14 protein-coding genes and 1 pseudogene are annotated in these 15,760 nt (G+C 62.0%); 5 read left to right on the forward strand and 10 right to left on the reverse strand.

What is annotated here, in order from left to right; all coding sequences use genetic code 11:
- Window positions 1–13: 13 nt before the first annotated feature.
- Both GNZ12_RS45255 and GNZ12_RS08705 read right to left on the reverse strand, forming a co-directional pair.
- On the reverse strand, window positions 14–1,390 hold the full coding sequence (locus tag GNZ12_RS45255; RefSeq protein WP_172309954.1) for an ATP-grasp domain-containing protein: 1,377 nt from the start codon (window positions 1,388–1,390) through the stop codon (window positions 14–16).
- Window positions 1,391–1,469: 79 nt separating this feature from the next.
- Entirely contained in the window at window positions 1,470–2,420 is a 951-nt protein-coding gene (locus tag GNZ12_RS08705; RefSeq protein WP_172309955.1) for a LysR family transcriptional regulator, read from the reverse strand.
- 118 nt (window positions 2,421–2,538) lie between these two features.
- Here GNZ12_RS08705 and GNZ12_RS08710 point away from each other — a divergent pair, with 118 nt between their 5' ends.
- The 3 genes from GNZ12_RS08710 to tnpC all read left to right on the forward strand — a co-directional run bounded on the left by GNZ12_RS08710 (window position 2,539) and on the right by tnpC (window position 6,826).
- Window positions 2,539–3,711 carry a M20 aminoacylase family protein gene (locus tag GNZ12_RS08710; protein ID WP_172309956.1) on the forward strand — a complete coding sequence of 391 codons (1,173 nt, stop codon included), beginning with the start codon at window positions 2,539–2,541 and terminating at the stop codon, window positions 3,709–3,711.
- A gap of 164 nt (window positions 3,712–3,875) precedes the next feature.
- On the forward strand, window positions 3,876–5,231 hold the full coding sequence (locus GNZ12_RS08715) for an MFS transporter (protein WP_172309957.1): 1,356 nt from the start codon (window positions 3,876–3,878) through the stop codon (window positions 5,229–5,231).
- Between the two features lie 242 nt (window positions 5,232–5,473).
- Complete coding sequence (gene tnpC, locus GNZ12_RS08720; RefSeq protein WP_172309958.1) at window positions 5,474–6,826, forward strand: IS66 family transposase; 1,353 nt, start codon at window positions 5,474–5,476, stop codon at window positions 6,824–6,826.
- 195 nt (window positions 6,827–7,021) lie between these two features.
- On the opposite strand, the gene GNZ12_RS08725 is transcribed toward tnpC, so the two are convergent.
- The 3 genes from GNZ12_RS08725 to GNZ12_RS08735 form a co-directional block, all read right to left on the reverse strand.
- Complete coding sequence (locus tag GNZ12_RS08725) at window positions 7,022–7,846, reverse strand: AraC family transcriptional regulator (protein WP_172309959.1); 825 nt, start codon at window positions 7,844–7,846, stop codon at window positions 7,022–7,024.
- Window positions 7,847–8,038: 192 nt separating this feature from the next.
- Complete coding sequence (epsC, locus tag GNZ12_RS08730) at window positions 8,039–8,965, reverse strand: serine O-acetyltransferase EpsC (protein WP_172309960.1); 927 nt, start codon at window positions 8,963–8,965, stop codon at window positions 8,039–8,041.
- Between the two features lie 127 nt (window positions 8,966–9,092).
- A complete protein-coding gene (locus GNZ12_RS08735; RefSeq protein ID WP_172309961.1) occupies window positions 9,093–9,326 on the reverse strand; it encodes a hypothetical protein in 234 nt (77 codons plus the stop codon).
- Window positions 9,327–9,651: 325 nt separating this feature from the next.
- Here GNZ12_RS08735 and GNZ12_RS08740 point away from each other — a divergent pair, with 325 nt between their 5' ends.
- Entirely contained in the window at window positions 9,652–10,104 is a 453-nt protein-coding gene (locus GNZ12_RS08740) for a DUF3005 domain-containing protein (protein WP_172309986.1), read from the forward strand.
- Between the two features lie 208 nt (window positions 10,105–10,312).
- A complete protein-coding gene (locus GNZ12_RS08745; protein WP_172309962.1) occupies window positions 10,313–10,918 on the forward strand; it encodes a short chain dehydrogenase in 606 nt (201 codons plus the stop codon).
- A gap of 141 nt (window positions 10,919–11,059) precedes the next feature.
- Here GNZ12_RS08745 and GNZ12_RS08750 read toward each other — a convergent pair.
- From GNZ12_RS08750 to GNZ12_RS08770, 5 genes and pseudogenes are all read right to left on the reverse strand, one after another.
- Window positions 11,060–11,209, reverse strand: a pseudogene (locus tag GNZ12_RS08750) (hypothetical protein); the annotation flags it as partial.
- 99 nt (window positions 11,210–11,308) lie between these two features.
- On the reverse strand, window positions 11,309–12,232 hold the full coding sequence (locus tag GNZ12_RS08755) for an ABC transporter permease (protein ID WP_172309963.1): 924 nt from the start codon (window positions 12,230–12,232) through the stop codon (window positions 11,309–11,311).
- Entirely contained in the window at window positions 12,232–13,119 is an 888-nt protein-coding gene (locus GNZ12_RS08760) for an ABC transporter permease (protein WP_172309964.1), read from the reverse strand. The genes GNZ12_RS08755 and GNZ12_RS08760 overlap by 1 nt, the downstream gene beginning before the upstream one ends.
- On the reverse strand, window positions 13,116–14,195 hold the full coding sequence (locus GNZ12_RS08765; RefSeq protein WP_172309965.1) for an ABC transporter ATP-binding protein: 1,080 nt from the start codon (window positions 14,193–14,195) through the stop codon (window positions 13,116–13,118). The genes GNZ12_RS08760 and GNZ12_RS08765 overlap by 4 nt, the downstream gene beginning before the upstream one ends.
- 142 nt (window positions 14,196–14,337) lie before the next feature.
- On the reverse strand, window positions 14,338–15,507 hold the full coding sequence (locus GNZ12_RS08770) for an extracellular solute-binding protein (RefSeq protein ID WP_172309966.1): 1,170 nt from the start codon (window positions 15,505–15,507) through the stop codon (window positions 14,338–14,340).
- Window positions 15,508–15,760 lie beyond the last annotated feature (253 nt).

Raw genomic sequence — 15,760 nt, forward strand, 5'->3', positions numbered from 1 at the left:
AGCGGATGGACGTTCAGATCGCGGCGTGACGCGTCATCATCCGCTCGAACGCGTCGACGATATGTTGCACGTAAGGATTTTTGTGGGCGAGGGCGCCGGTCTCGCGCTCGAAGTGCGCCAGCATGGTCGCGTTCGCTTCGAAGACCAGCACCTGTCCTCCGGGCAGCACCGTGAAGTCGATTCCGCCGTAGTCGAGATCGAGCCGCTTGCCGATTGCGGCGATTGCACTCATCACTTGCTCGCCGAGCACGGCGTGCGGATTCTCGATGAAGCGTCGCTCTTCCCCCAGCTTCCATGGATGGCGTTCCATGTCGGCAGAGTAGTAGTGCACCATCCAGTGCGGCGAAATCGCCAGATGGTAAGGAAACGGTTCCCGGTCGACAAAAATGATCCGGTATTTGCGGTAGAAGCCGTCGGCACTGCGTGTGTCGCGAAACGCCGTCAGATAGGAAATTCCGGCTTGTGCCGACAACCATGTTTCGAGCGCTGCGCGGTTTTCGCATAGCGTTAGCCCGTCGCCGCCGTGCGTCGCGGCGGGACGCGCCAGGACCGGAAAGTCGATGCCGCCCGCCACGAGCACAGCGTCAGGCGCGGCGCGTGAAGCCGGCGCGGCATCGCTCTGCACGCAAGGCGCCATCTGCACGTCCTGTAGCCCGTCGAGCAGGTGCGCGGTGCGGTGCCGTTGAGTTCGCGCGACAGCGGCGGGTGGATTGAGCAGGGGCCGCGCGCAACGCGAGACGAAGCGCGCGAGCCGTCCGGCAAGTGGGGCGGCGATATCCGCATCGCCAATCGCGTTGAACACGAGATCGTAGGCCGGCAGTTGATGGTCTTCTTCGTCGTCGGCGTAGTCGATCGCGTACTTGATGCGGCAGCAGGTCGTGCCGGGCAGCAGTGCATCGAACGGCACATTGCCGGACGTGTGTGCCGCGCAGAGGATCAGCACCCGGCGCTGCCCGGCGCCGCTTCCCTCGACAAACACGCGCTGGATCCGGTAGGCACGCTCCCGGTACGCGGCGGCTTCAGCAACGTGTCCAACGCTGGCAAGGATGGCGGCCAGATTCTGGCAGGCCACCGCGACATGCGGGTCGAGCGTCAGAACGAGGCGGTACCAGTACTCGGCGATCACGTGATCGCCTTTCATAAAGTATCCGGTCGCGACATCGCAGAGATTCAGAGCGCTGGCGTTGGGGGCCGCAGCGGCGTAGGCATCCAGCGTGTGGGCGGCGATCAGATGAGCGACCGCACCGAGTTCGTCGCCGTCGGTGCGCCGGGCTTCAGCAAGGGTGCGGTGACGGGACGGATCGAGCGGCGCGCCGTCGCCGGCACGCCCCGCTGACGCGCCTCCAGGGTGTGCCTTGCGGTCGGCTTCGTTATGCGGATTCTGGGTCACGGTCGATCGAGATGGCTGCAGGGCGACGCGCCGCTGCGCCCTCGAAGCATAGCGGGCGTGCATGCGATTCAGCTTACAGCTACAGCAGCAGTTCGATCGAATGAAACAGCCGGCGCAGTTCGGGGTCTGGTGAGCGCGCGCCTTCGTCGATGACTTCGCGCAAACATTCCAGAAAACACTCGGCGGCCGGACTCGTCGGCGCGCCGCGGCGTGACGTGATGCTGACGATGGTTTCGTCCACCGTTTCGCGCAAGGGCAGTGCCCACAGATTCTCTTTCGCGATAATCACCTCGACGAGCGGCCACGGAAAGATGCTGAGCATGTCGGTGTGCGCGAGCAGGGCCAACACCACGGCCAGCGAATGCGCCAGATGAATCGTATGCGGCACACTCATGCCGCGCTTGCGGAATACGTTGTCTGAAATCGATTCGCGGCTTGCCGGGTCCCAGTTCAGCACCCATTCGGCGTCTTCGAGTTCGAGCAGTGTGCGGCAACCCGCTTTCGGATGATCGCGTCGCGCGACGACCGCTGAATGCGTTGAAAACAGCGGCACGTTGTGAAACTCCGATTGCGGCGAAGCAGGCGGAGGACGGCCAATCGAAAAATCGAGGCTGCCATCGCGCAAGCGTGGTTGCACGACCGCCAACAGACCCTCGAAGAATTCCAGCTGGACTTCCGGCATGCGTTGCCGGAACCGCTGCACCGTCGGTGGCAGAAAAGTCAGCGCCACCCATGGCGTGACGCCGATCGACAGTTTGCCGGCCGCTGCGCCGCGCATCGCTTCAATCTCCGCTTCCGCACGTTGCAACTGGCCGAGCACCAGGCGGGCATGCACGACCAGCGCGCGGCCGAACTCCGTGAACGCGACGCCGCTTGCGCCGCGCACCAGCAGCGGCGCGTGCAGATCGGCCTCCAGTTCGCGCATGGCCTTGGTCACGGCGGCCGGCGAAAGGTCGAGCGAACGGGCCGCCGCCCGGATACTGCCGGTATCCGCAATGGCCGCTAAGGTACTGAGCTGATGCAGTTTCATCTGGAAAACCCGTAGAAGAGTGGCAACCGCTGGTTGCCACCGCAACGATTCTACGCCTGCCGCTGGAAAATCGTCGTCGTTATGCTGGGCCCTTGCTTTCACAGACGGAGACGACATCGTGAACACCATGGCCATCCCGGCGGGCATCGCCGAACTCGAAGACGAAATGATCGCGCTGCGCCGTCGTATCCACGCGCAGCCCGAACTGGCTTACGAAGAGTTCGCCACCGGCGACCTGGTCGCTGAGCGTTTGCAGGAGTGGGGCTACACCGTGCATCGCGGCCTGGGTCAGACCGGTGTTGTAGGGCAACTGAAAGTAGGCGCCGGCACGCGCAGACTCGGCCTGCGCGCCGACATGGACGCGCTGCCGATCCACGAGACCACGGGGCTGCCCTATGCGAGCACCGTTCCCGGGAAGATGCACGCATGTGGTCACGACGGCCACACCGCGATGCTGCTGGCGGCCGCCAAACATCTGGCGCAGGAGAAATCGTTCGACGGCACGTTGAACCTGATTTTCCAGCCGGCTGAAGAAGGTCTGGCCGGCGCGAAGAAAATGCTCGAAGACGGCCTGTTCGACAAGTTTCCCTGCGATGCGGTCTTTGCCATGCACAACATGCCCGGCTTTCCGACTGGCAAGTTCGGCTTCCTGCCGGGCTCGTTCATGGCTTCGTCCGACACGGTGATCATCAAGGTGACCGGTCGCGGCGGTCATGGCGCGGTGCCGCACAAGGCGGTCGATCCGGTCGTGGTGTGCGCGCAGATCGTGCTGGCGTTGCAGTCGATCGTGTCGCGCAACATTGCGCCGCTCGACATGGCGATCATCACCGTCGGCGCGATTCACGCGGGTGACGCGCCGAACGTGATTCCCGAAACCGCGGAGATGCGGCTGTCCGTGCGTGCGTTGAAACCCGAGGTTCGCAACTATTTGCAGGAGCGCATCACGGCGGTCGCCTGCGGACAGGCGGCGGTGTTCGGTGCGCGGGCGCACGTCGATTATCAGCGCCGCTATCCGGTGCTCGTCAACGACGTACAGATGACCGGTCTCGCACGGCAAGTCGCGCTGGACTGGCTCGGCGAAGACGGTTTGATTGCCGACATGGAACCGCTCACGGGTAGTGAAGACTTTGCGTTCCTGCTGGAGCGTTGCCCGGGCAGCTACCTGATCATCGGCAATGGTGACGGCGAGGGCGGTTGCATGGTCCACAACCCGGGCTACGACTTCAACGACGATTGCCTCGCCACTGGCGCGGCCTACTGGGTGCGGCTCGCACAGACGTTCCTCGTCTGAGGCAGGTGGCATCAGATTGGACTGAAGCCGCGCAAGGCTCCGAAGGTCACGAAGGCCGGCGGGGCCATCAAGGCCGTGTTGGGGCCAGTCAGACTGTCCATTGCTTTCAGGCGCACAAGGCCGCAGAGCCGCGCATCAGCAGGAAGGACACCATGGAGACACAGATGGACTATTCCGCTACACCGCAACCCGCAGGCACTGACGCGTTGAATCTCGCCGACGCGTCCGCCATGCAGCCCGCCAAACGCACGAGCCACGTCAAAGCGATCGCCGCGATCACGCTCGGCAACGGCCTCGAGTTTTTCGATTTCACGATCTACAGCTTTTTCGCGACGATCATCGGCAAGCTGTATTTCCCGGTGGAAGGGCAGCTTGCGCAACTGATGCTGGCGGTCGGCACGTTCGGCGTCGGCTTCATCATGCGGCCGGTGGGCGGCATTGTTCTCGGAGGGTATGCCGATCGCGCCGGCCGCAAAGCCGCGATGAGTCTCACGCTGTGGCTGATGACGCTTGGCTCGGCGATCATTGCTTTCGCGCCGACCTACGCGGCGATCGGTATCGCTGCGCCATTGCTGGTGATTCTTGCGCGATTGATTCAGGGTTTCGCGCTGGGCGGCGAGGTTGGTGCATCGACATCGCTGCTGCTTGAATATGGCAGCGACAAGACGCGTGGATTCTACGGGAGCTGGCAGTTTGTGAGCCAGGGATTGAACACCGTATGTGGCTCGCTGCTGGGTGTTGCGTTGGCGGCGGCGTTGTCTACTGCCGCGCTGGAGAGCTGGGGCTGGCGCGTGCCGTTTGTGATTGGCATGGCGATGGGGCCGATTGGTATTTACATCCGGCGGCATCTGGACGAAACCTTGCCGGGTGTGGAAGACGGTACTGTTCCAGCCGCGCAGGCGCCCGATGCACAGCCGGTTCGCAAGCTGTTTCGCGAGCATTCGCGCGTGATCACGACGGGCGTGTTGACGACGATTGGCGGCACGGCGGCGAACTATATCGTGCTGTTTTATCTGTCGACTTACGCGATTCGGATTTTGCATTTGCCGATGTCGTCGGCGTTGTGGGCCGCCTGGACCGCGGCGATCGTGACGGTGATCTGTTCGCCGTTTGCGGGGACGTTGTCCGATCGTGTGGGGCGTAAGCGGGTTTTGTGGGTGTCTCGGGTGTTGTTGATTGCCGCTGTCTATCCGGCTTTTATGATTATCAATGCGTCGCCGACGGTGCCTGTGCTGTTGTCTGTTGTCGCGGTGCTGGCTGTTTTTGTCGCGTTTACCGCGGTGCCTAATATCGTCATGTTGCCCGAGATGTTTCCGCGCGCGATTCGCGCTACTGGGATGTCGATTGTTTATTGTTTAGGGGTCTCTATTTTTGGTGGGTTTGCGCAGTTTTTTGCTACCTGGTTGATTCAGATTTCTGGGAGTAATTTGGCGCCTGCCTGGTATTTGATTGGATGTGGGGTTGTGTCGTTGTTGCCGTTGCCGTTTATGCGGGAGACTGCAGGGAAGGCTATTGATTAAGGTTTTTTTGCCTGCGCGGCGCTTGTTGGTCTGTATGCCTACGGCGTTGGCCTTTCCCTGTTTTGTTATTGGTTTATTAGCGTCGCCCCTGTGCGGGGCGGGCACCTACTTTTCTTTGCCTGCCGCGTAACTATTCAGCGCTTGTAAACTGCTACCAGGCTGTGCATAGTGAAGGACATGACGAAGATGCCTGACATCAAGGACCTGACACGGAGCAGAAGGACGCACTCATCGTTGATCTGGTGAGGCGTCTGAACGAGCTTGAGGCAAAGCTTGAGAAGGACAGTCATAACTCCAGCAAGCCGCCGTCAAGCGATGGTCCGCAGCGCAAGCCGAAGTCATTGCGTGGCACGAGCGGGGCAAAGCCTGGCGCGCAACCGGGGCACAAGGGCAAGACGCTCAAACGCGTGGCCCAACCCGATCACATCGAGATTCACCCGGTAGCGCCGGTGTGCGATGCATGCGGCGAACTCATCGAATCCGCCCGCATCGCCGTCTTACCCGAGGGACGTCAGGTAATCGATCTGCCGCCCACGCGCTTTGAGGTGACCGAGCATCGCGTGCAGATCGCACAGTGCCGCTGCGGCAAGCACCATTCGGGGGTGTTTCCCGGGAACGTGAGCCAGGCGGTGCAGTATGGTCCCCAGGTGCGCGCCGCTGCGGTCTATCTGACGCAATACCAGCAGTTGCCCGTGGGGCGTACGGCCCAGGCGCTGGAAGACCTGTTCGGTCTGCGTGTGAGTACGGGTACGGTGCAGCACAGCATTGACCAGGCCGCCCAGTTGCTGGCGCCGGCGGTCAAACAGATCAGCCAGGCGCTGCGTGAGCAACCCGTGGTGCATTTCGATGAGAGCTGCATGCGCGTGGGACGCAAGACTCACTGGCTGCATAGCGCCTCGACGCGCGCGCTGACCTGGTATGGCGCACACAACAGGCGCGGTCGCGAGGCGCTGGACAGCTTCGGCATTCTGCCCGGCTTTGCGGGAATCGCCGTGCATGACGGCTGGGCAGCCTACGCGCAGTATGAGTGTGAACATGCGCTGTGCAATGCCCACCATCTGCGCGAACTGGTGTTTGTACTGGAGTCCACCCAGCAAGCCTGGGCCCAGCAGATGATTGATCTGCTTTGCCAGGCAAAGCGCGAGGTCGACCTCAGTCTGGCTTCAGGCAACACAGCGCTAGGTCAATCGCGCCAACGCTATTACGCGCGACGCAGCCGGACGCTGATCGCCCAGGCGCGCAGGCTCAATCCGCAGCAGGCACGTGAGCCCACGCGCAAGGAACTTCGCGGCAGGATCAGGCAAAGCTTTACCTACAACCTGCTCGGACGCCTTCACAGGCATGCGCGCGAGGTATGGCGTTTCATTGCAGATCACCGTGTACCGTTCGACAACAACCAGGCCGAACGCGATATACGCATGCCCAAACTCAAACAGAAAATCTCGGGATGCTTCCGCGCGATATCGGGCATGGAGGCGTTCTGCACGATCCGCTCCTACCTCGCCACCTTGCGCAAACAGAACCGTTCGCTAATCGATGCGCTGGCCTTGAGCTTTGCCGGAATCGTCGTTTCGCCTCTGACTGCCGCTGAATAGTTACGCCTGCCGCAAAGAAAAGTAGGCAAAAGAAAGCGGCTCACCCCGCTAGCTCATAAGCGGGCCCCCCGCTCAGTTGCGGTAGTGGTGCATCTGGAATCTGTGCTCTCGCACATTCGGCGTCAGTGACAAGGCTGTCATTCTTCCGACGGCGCTGCGCGCGCCGAAGGGCAATTCATCAACCCCGTGGCGGAGCTATGGCCGCGTCGCGGACGCGTAGTTGGCCGGTGTAATCCCCAACAACCGCGCGAACGCTCGCGTCATGTGACTCTGGTCGGCAAACCCCGATGCGGCTGCCGCATCGGCTAACGTCGCCCCACCCGCAATCAGTTGCCTCGCGAGTATCACCCGGCGCTGCATCCTGTATGCGTGCGGCGGTAACCCCGTCTCGTGCGCGAAGCCTCGTAACAATTGGAACCGACTCATGCCGGTGTCGGCAGCGAGATCGGTTAGCGTCAGCGGTAACGATGGATCGTCGTCGATCCTAGACCTCGCTCGTGCAATCGGACCAACCGACTGTGCCAATCGTGAATGTGCGTGCGTGGTCGCGTGGGTCCGAATCAGATACCCGAGCAGCTCGAGCATCGTCTCCTCCCGCACCAGATCGTCCGGCACGGTTTGCGCTTCCACCGATACCGCAAACAGCCGCTCAAATAGCACCTTCAGCAACGGATCGTGCACCGCTGGTTGCGTCAGTTCGATCTCACGCGCAGCCACCCCATTCAACTCGACAGCGACGTCGGCCAGCATCCGCGGCTCGAAATACAACATGCGCCATGCACGGCCGCGCTCGTCGAGCGGGCTGCCGTCGTGCACCTCCCCCGGATTCACCATGATCGCGTCGTTCGCCCGCGCTTCAACCACGCCGCGACCACTCGACGACCGGTGTCCGCCTGCAACGATCACGCCCACCCCAAAGCGATCGTGCGAGTGGCGCGGAAACGAATGCGCCGTTTCCGCCACCGTCGCTTCCACGCCAGATATCGCGCAACGAGGCATGTAAACGCGACCGCGCGACATGGTTCGCCTCTCAGAAGTTAAGGAGGGACTCGCGCCGCATATCGCGCGGCAACGTGCGCGGCGATCCCCGCTGAGAACTGCAGCGCGGTTTGCACGCCGGATCGCGCAGCGAACCGTGTCCAGATCGCCAGAGCAAGGCGCACGCCGATCCGCGCAGCACACTACGGAACGATCTGCGCGCCAGCCGGCTCATCAGCCTCCCTCCTCGTCCGTGCGCCCACCCTCGCGGATCTTGCCTTGCGATACGCTGCTGCCCGGCGGCACGCTATGCGTTAGCCATACATTGCCGCCAATCACCGAACCGCGCCCAATGGTCACGCGGCCGAGAATCGTCGCGCCGGCGTAAATCACGACGTCGTCCTCGACGATCGGATGGCGCGCGTTGCCCTTGACCAGGGTGCCGTCAAGGTCCGCGGCGAAGCTCTTCGCGCCAAGTGTCACGGCCTGGTAGACGCGCACCCGCTCGCCGATGATCGCGGTCTCGCCGATCACGACGCCCGTGCCGTGGTCGATAAAGAAACTCGGGCCGATGGTCGCGCCCGGGTGAATGTCAATGCCGGTCGCCGAGTGCGCAATCTCGTTGATGAAGCGCGCGAGCAAGGGCACGCCAAGGAGATGCAGCGCGTGCGCCAGACGATGGTGCGTCATCGCCCACACGCCCGGATAACACAGCAGAATCTCCGTGATGTGCTGCGCGGCCGGGTCGCCGGTGAAAGCAGCCTGAATATCGCTGACCAGCAACGCGCGAATACCCGGCAACTGCGTGCCGAATTCGCGCGCGACGTTGAACGCGCGCGCCCTCAGTTCCTCATCAGGCGTTTCGCCAAACTCGGGCAGAAAGCGCAAGGCGCGGCGAATCTGTTCGGCAAGCAATCGCAATGTGCTTTCGAGCGTATGGCCGACGTAGTAGTCAACTGTTTCGTCAGTTAGATCGGGAGCGCCGTAGTGTGTCGGAAACAGCGCCGCGCGCAAGCCGGTGACAATGCTGATCACCGCTTCACGCGACGGCAGCTCGCGTATGCCAAGCGGATGCCGCGTGCGATGCAATTCTTCACGAGACGCACGCAAGTCCGCGACGATCTGTTCGAGACCCCAGTTTTGGGAAGGCACGTTAGGCATAAAAGGACGGCGCCGTGCGCCAGGCACGGTTCAGAGTGATTGTCCCAAGAGATTACCGCGTTTTGCCGTGGCCCGCGCAGCGCCGCACGGCTGCGCGGTATGGCGGCCCGCGCATGCCGGATACGCTTCAGATGGTTACGCTGCTCGCATCGATCCAGCGCACCGCCCAGTCGCGCGCGTGCGCGATGGCGGTGGCTTCGTCAGGAAAACGCAAGTCAGTGGGGAAAAAACGGTTGGCGACCAGTTCGCCGTCGCTCGAACGGGAGATGACCACATAAGGTTGCCAAGTACCATCGCGCGCGCGCGCCGGCTCGCAATTCAGCAAATAGCCGCGATGTGTGAATGCAGCATCAAAGTGCATGTGTCACCCGCCCTGACGGCCCCGTAGGATGTTTTGAGTAGCGCGCGTCTGTTCGTTGTCGGCCACGTAAAAACAGCCGGACGCATGTCGTCAATTTAACCGCGCTTCGCTCGTCGGAGTAAGATCATACTCTGTAGAAAATAGGCGTCCATTAAAAAAAAACGAAAGGAATCCCGGACGCAATCGCCAGGTGAAAATGCCCGCTTACCTAACTGCGAGGCAACTGCGGCGCAAGCGCAGTACAACTCACGCGCACAAAGACGGTGTGCGAGGCGGAACGGGTTTTGCTGCACTTCAACCATGTCTCTTCAATGGAGAATGCATGATGAACAGCGATATCAACAAGCCAGCAGACGCCAGCAAAAAACAGGGTGCCACCAGCCCGCGCACGGCGGAACTGCATAACGACCGCACCCACGACAGCACGGTCGACACCGACGGCAAAAATCTCGAAGCCGCCCGCATAGCCGGCTACAGCGCGATCTCGCCCGACGAGATCACGACGACCAACGCGACCCTCATCAACAGCGTGCCCGAGGCTCACGACGGCATGGCCGGCTTCGACAGCCGGGTTGGCGGCAATCATCTGCTGCTGGCGCTCGAACCGGGCTACACGGTCATCGACAAAGGCATGGTCGAGCCGCAGGGCGCCGAGTCAGAAGAGGATCTGTTCGACGACCCGCGCTCGATTCGCGCCCGTCGCGAACGTGGCCGCATTCATTACGCCCTCAATCACCTGCGGCCCACTCGCGTGATCGAATTACATCGGGCGAAATAACTATTCGCGCTGCGCGTATTCGTTTGAATTGCGCCGCTTGCACCGATTAATCAGGCAATTCCAAAGTGCGCACCGTTTGAATGACGGTGCGCATTTCGTCACGGATTAGAAACTCAGGGTTGCAGGACCTGCGAGCCGAACAGGCTTTTTCCGCCCGCCGAATGCCGACACAATCGACTGCACGTCCAAAACTAAAACGGAGCAGCAGATGAAAAAGATCGTTGTGATAGGCGCGACCGGTACGGTCGGCCAGGCAGTGAGCGCGGCGTTGAAAGCGCGCCATGAAGTCATCGAAGTGGGCGCGACGCGCGGTCAGTTTCGCGTCGACAGCACCGACCCGGCCAGCATCGAGCGACTCTTTAGCGAAATCGGCAAGGTCGACGGCGTCGTCACCACCACCGGCAAGCTGCATTTCGGCCCGCTGCTGGAGATGAGCGTCGAGCAGTTCTGGGTCGGCCTGCGCGACAAGCTGATGGGTCAGATCAACGTGGTGTTGGGCGCCCAGCGGTACGTGAACGACGGCGGCTCGTTTACGCTGACGAGCGGCATTGTCGGCGACGAGCCGATTCGCGAAGGCGCGAACGCAACCACCGTCAATCTGGCCCTCGAAGGTTTCGTACGCGGCGCCGCGATCGAATTGCCGCGCGGCATTCGCATCAACGTGGTGAGCCCGACGGTACTGACCGAATCGCTCGAGGCTTTTGGGCCCTACTTCCGCGGCTTTGAGCCGGTGAGCGCCGATCGTGCGGCGCAGGCCTACCTGCGCAGTGTGGAAGGCGCGCAAACGGGCCGTGTGTATCGCGTGGGGTATTAAGCGCGGGGTATCAAGCAAGGTCACGCGATGCGGTCCAGCCGCATCGCGCCCCCCTCTCACGCGTGTCGCCGCTCTACGGCAGCTTCACGACTCTCTCGACGGCCCTCAGAAAACTCAGTGAATCTCCGGCTCGCCGGTTTCATCCGATATACGCACCATATCGCGCACGCCCCTTTGCAGCAACTTCCGCAGGATCGGTAGTTGCCCCCACTCGGGCATACCCGGAGCGCCCACCGGCCCTGCATGCTGAAGCACGATGACGCAGTTTTCGTCGATGTCGAGCGCGTCGTCAACGGCTGCTCCACGATGTCTTTCGCCGCCCCCCAATCCCGCAATCCGCCAATCCACCGAGGGGACTTCCTTCGGGGCGTGCCTCAGTGCCTCAGTGCTTTAGCGCTTCTGCTCTTTCACGCGCGATACGATCTGCGTCGGGCTGACGAATTGCAGCGCGATCAGCACCCAGATCAGCGTGATCGCCATGTAGATCATCGCCATCGCGTCGATCGATTGCGGTGCGCGCACGCCGGTCGAAAATACAGCGTAGTACAAGGCGACCACCAGCGTTTGCGTCGCGGGACCCGCGGTGAAGAAGGTAAGCTCGAACATGCCAATGGTGCGCACCAGCACCAGCAGCCCCGCCGCCAGCATGCCGGGCACCAGCAAGGGCAGCAGCACGTAGCGGAAATAGCGAAACGTGTTCGCGCCGAAAATGCGCGCCGCCGCTTCGAGATTGGGATCGATCTGCTCGATGAACGGCGTCATCACGAGGATCACGAACGGCAGCGCCGGCACGAGATTCGCAAGAATCACGCCGCCCAGCGTGCCGGCAAGGCCGACCTTATACATCACGGTCGCCATCGGAATGCCGTACGTCACGGGCGGCACCATCAAGGGCAACAGGAAAATCAGCATCGCCATGCGCTTGCCGGGAAACTGCACGCGAGCGAGCGCATACGCCGCGGGCACACCGAGCACAACCGACAACACCACGACCGCGCCGACCACTTCGACGGTGACCCACAACACGCTGGCCAACTGGAAATCGCTCCACGCCTGCGCGTACCAATGCAGCGTAAAGCCTTGCGGCAGCAAGGTGCCGAACCAGCGGGTCGCCACCGAATTCACCGCGACGGTCGCGATCAGCAACACCACGTTGACGAGAAAGAACACCATCGCGCCCCACACCAGTACGTGCCAGATCCGCCCCGGCACACTGGCGCGCTGCTTCACGCGCTTGCTGGGTTGCTGGGCGCCGTCGTTGTTGTCGTTCGACGCGGACCACGAAGGATGCGCCGCGTGGTGATCGCTCGCCATCAGCCTTTGCCTCCCGTCACCGGACCGCGGTAGAAGAAGCGGCGCGCGCCGAGCATGGCGGCAACCACCAGCAGTTGAACGAAGCCCATCACCATCGCGATCGCGGAAGCAAGCGAATAGTCGTAGCTTTCGAACGCGGCTTCGGCGGCGGCAATCGACATGACGCGCGTCGGGCCGGCAGGCGCACCCAGCAGCACCGCGGATGGAAACACCGAGAACGCCTGCACGAACGATAAACACGCGGCCATCGTTAAACCGGGCATCAGCAGCGGCAGATAGATGCGACGGAACTGCTGCCACGGGCTCGCGCCGAGCGTAGCCGCAGCACTCGCGAGCGTCGGATCGATGCCGGTCACGTACGAGAGCGTCAGCAGAAACGCAAACGGGAAACCCGATACGATCAGCGAGATCAGCACGCCCCAGAAGTTATGCGTCAGACGCACTTCATCGGTGTAGAGATGCAGGCCTTGCAACGCCTGTGGAAACCAGCCGTTCGGGCCGAAGTACGTGAGCATGCCGTCGGCGATCAGTACGGTGCCGAGCGTGACGGGAATTACCAGCAGCGTCGTAACGAGTTTCTGATAGGGCGAATTGCGCCGCAGCGCGAACGCCACGGGAACCGACACGCCGACGTTGATCAGCGTCGCGGGCACCGCGAGCTTGAGCGTGACGAGAATGGTCGGCCACATCGACGTATCCGTGAAGAACGTCAGATAGTTGGCCCACAGGCCGCCGCCGTTCATCGGCCGGAACGATAGCACCAAACCATACGCAAACGGATAGATGAACAACGCGACGATGAAGATCAAAGCCGGCGCGACCAGCCACGCTTTGGCGTCGCGCGGCGCAATCGGCACGCGTGGCGGCGACAGCGTGGGCGTGTTCATGCAGCCTCTCCGTCATAGACTAGCGTGCGTGACGGCGGCACGCGCAGACTGATGCGTTCACCCTCTACGAAATCGCCCGCGATCCGTGCCCACAAGTCGCCAAACGCGGTCTTCACTCGCAGCAGTGAATCGTGGCCGCCGTATTCCACTGTTGTTACCTGCGCGTCGAAGGCGTTTTCCGCGCCAGGTGCTGCACGCTCCATATCCTCTGGGCGCAACGCGACGCTCACGCGCTTGCTGTTGAAACCGGCCATCGGCGTGCCGATCAACCGCACGCCGTTCGCGCTCACCGCAACCCCGTCGCCCTGCGTGCCTTCGAGCGCGAATTCAGCCACGTTGCGGTAGCCCATGAACCGCGCGACATGCAAATTCTGCGGCCGCGTATACACCTCTTTCGGCGTGCCGACTTGCTGCACCACCCCTTCTTTCATCACGACGATGCGATCGGCCATGGACAGCGCTTCGTCCTGATCGTGCGTCACGTAGAGCGTCGCGCGTTCGAGCTGGCTATGGATGCGGCGAATCTCAGCGCGCATTTCGATGCGCAGCTTCGTATCGAGATTCGACAGCGGTTCGTCCATCAGGATCAGCGGGGGTTCGATGACGATCGCCCGCGCAATCGCCACGCGCTGCTGCTGACCGCCCGACAGTTGTCCGGGCAGCTTGCGGTCATGCCCGACCAGTTGCACGAGCTGCAACGCTTCACGCGCACGGCGCATGGCTTCGCTCTTGCCGACCCCACGCATCTTCAATCCGAAACCGACGTTATCGAGCACGCTCATGTGCGGAAACAGCGCGTAGTTCTGGAACACCATGCCGAAGCCGCGCTTTTCCGGCGGCAGCACGTCGATGCGTTTATCGTCAAGCCAGATGCCGCCGCCGCTCAGCGGTTGCAACCCGGCGATGCAATTGAGCGCCGTCGTTTTGCCGCAACCCGACGGTCCAAGCAACGCAATGAACTCGCCACGCTGGATATTCAGATCGAGTCCTTGCAACGCCGCGACCGCCTGGCCTTCCGCATTCGTGAAACTGCGGCTCACCGAATCGAGCCGCAACTGTTCAAAGTGATGCTTCATGGCGATTTCCTGATACGCGTGACGCACGAGTCTCGGCGGGCCAATAGAACGGATGCGCGTGAAGCTTCATGGCGGTTTCCTGCGCGCATGACACACGAATCTCGACGGACCGAACGAACGAGTGCACGGACTCATTCAGCGACTACTTGGTCTTCTGCGCGCCGATGTCGCTGTCCCACTTCTTGAAGGCCGCGACCATTGCAGCCGCATTCAGCGGCAAAACATGCGGACGCTCGGCCAGCAGCTTCGCATACTCCGGCCGGCCGTATTTCTTCAGCACATCCTGACTGTGCGCGGGCGCCTGCTCGATGCTCACGCCCTTGATCGCCGGACCGGGATAGAAATAACCGTCGTCATAGGTCATGGCCTGCTGCGCCGGTTCGAGCATGAAGTTCATCAGCTTGTAGAGCACATCGAGCTTTTCCTTCGGCACGCCGTTCGGAATCACCATGTAGTGCGCGTCGTTCACCCACGTCATGTTATCGAATGCCTGCACGCGGAATTCCGCTGGCACGATGCCGAGCGCGCGCGGATTGATGTCCCAGCCGGTGACGGTCACGGTCATGTCGCGCGAGCCCTCACCGAGCTCCTTCATCACCGCCGACGTACCGCCCGGATAGTAAGGAATGCAATCATTCAGTTGCTTGAGGAAGGCCCACGTCTTGTCCCAGCCGTGAATCGGATCTTGCGGATCCTTGTCGCCGAGCACGTAAGGCAAGCCCATCAGAAACGTGCGCCCCGGACCGGAGTTCGCCGGCCGCGCGTAGATCAGCTTGTCCGGATGCGCCTTGCACCATTGCAGGAGTTGCTCAGGTGTCCTGGGTGGATCGCTGACTTTCGCGGGGTTGTATTCGAGCAGCGGACCCGCCGGCATATACGCGACTTCGAGACCGAAGCCTTGTGCGAGGTCCTGCATCTTGCGCGGACTGGGCGCGTATTTGTCGAGCACGCCGGGAAACGCCGCCGCATTGTCCGGCAACAGTTTCATCCAGAGATTCTGTTCGATGCCGGCGGCCAGTGCGTCCGTGCCGGTCAGGACGAGATCGATATCGGAGCGGCCGGCGGCCTGCATCGCCTTGATCTTGCCGGGCAGCTGCGGGGCGGGCGCGTTAGTGAAGGTGAGATTGGCGACAAGATTCGGGTACTTCGCCTTGAAGGCCTCGAAACCCTTCTGTGTGAGTTGAAGATCGCCGGCCACGTCGACGATATTGAGCGTTACCGGATCGGCCGCGTGTGCGGCGGATGCCAATGCGGTGCTAGCCGCGAGACATATAGACACCACCCTGAGCGCCAACCTGCCTGAAACAGTCATTGCGTCTCCTCGCTTCTTAGTATGGAAGTCCGCCGATCAGATGCGCTGCTGGCGGTGTCTCTCTACCAATGGAACATAGCGAAGCGGAACTGCCGATGTCAAGCAAATGCTTGCCACGGCGCTTTGCTCAGGAAACGGGCTATTTTTGCATTGAATCTTTGTGATTCAACAGCTTACGTGTTTTATCCAAGGGCAAACCCGGAGTCGAGAAGCGGGTGGCGCAGCAGTTTGTCAGGCAACCCGCGCTTAGGCT

It is taken from the genome of Paraburkholderia solitsugae, from assembly GCF_013177695.1.
Taxonomy (GTDB): Bacteria; Pseudomonadota; Gammaproteobacteria; order Burkholderiales; family Burkholderiaceae; genus Paraburkholderia; species Paraburkholderia solitsugae.

What these genes read in the sequence shown, in the direction of transcription:
- GNZ12_RS08705 (WP_172309955.1), bottom strand. Translation starts at nt 2,420, where the DNA reads ATGAAACTGCATCAGCTCAGTACCTTAGCGGCCATTGCGGATACCGGC.
- GNZ12_RS08715 (WP_172309957.1), top strand. Translation starts at nt 3,876, where the DNA reads ATGGACTATTCCGCTACACCGCAACCCGCAGGCACTGACGCGTTGAAT.
- GNZ12_RS08725 (WP_172309959.1), bottom strand. Translation starts at nt 7,846, where the DNA reads ATGTCGCGCGGTCGCGTTTACATGCCTCGTTGCGCGATATCTGGCGTG.
- epsC (WP_172309960.1), bottom strand. Translation starts at nt 8,965, where the DNA reads ATGCCTAACGTGCCTTCCCAAAACTGGGGTCTCGAACAGATCGTCGCG.
- GNZ12_RS08735 (WP_172309961.1), bottom strand. Translation starts at nt 9,326, where the DNA reads ATGCACTTTGATGCTGCATTCACACATCGCGGCTATTTGCTGAATTGC.
- GNZ12_RS08740 (WP_172309986.1), top strand. Translation starts at nt 9,652, where the DNA reads ATGAACAGCGATATCAACAAGCCAGCAGACGCCAGCAAAAAACAGGGT.
- GNZ12_RS08745 (WP_172309962.1), top strand. Translation starts at nt 10,313, where the DNA reads ATGAAAAAGATCGTTGTGATAGGCGCGACCGGTACGGTCGGCCAGGCA.
- GNZ12_RS08755 (WP_172309963.1), bottom strand. Translation starts at nt 12,232, where the DNA reads ATGGCGAGCGATCACCACGCGGCGCATCCTTCGTGGTCCGCGTCGAAC.
- GNZ12_RS08760 (WP_172309964.1), bottom strand. Translation starts at nt 13,119, where the DNA reads ATGAACACGCCCACGCTGTCGCCGCCACGCGTGCCGATTGCGCCGCGC.
- GNZ12_RS08765 (WP_172309965.1), bottom strand. Translation starts at nt 14,195, where the DNA reads ATGAAGCATCACTTTGAACAGTTGCGGCTCGATTCGGTGAGCCGCAGT.
- GNZ12_RS08770 (WP_172309966.1), bottom strand. Translation starts at nt 15,507, where the DNA reads ATGACTGTTTCAGGCAGGTTGGCGCTCAGGGTGGTGTCTATATGTCTC.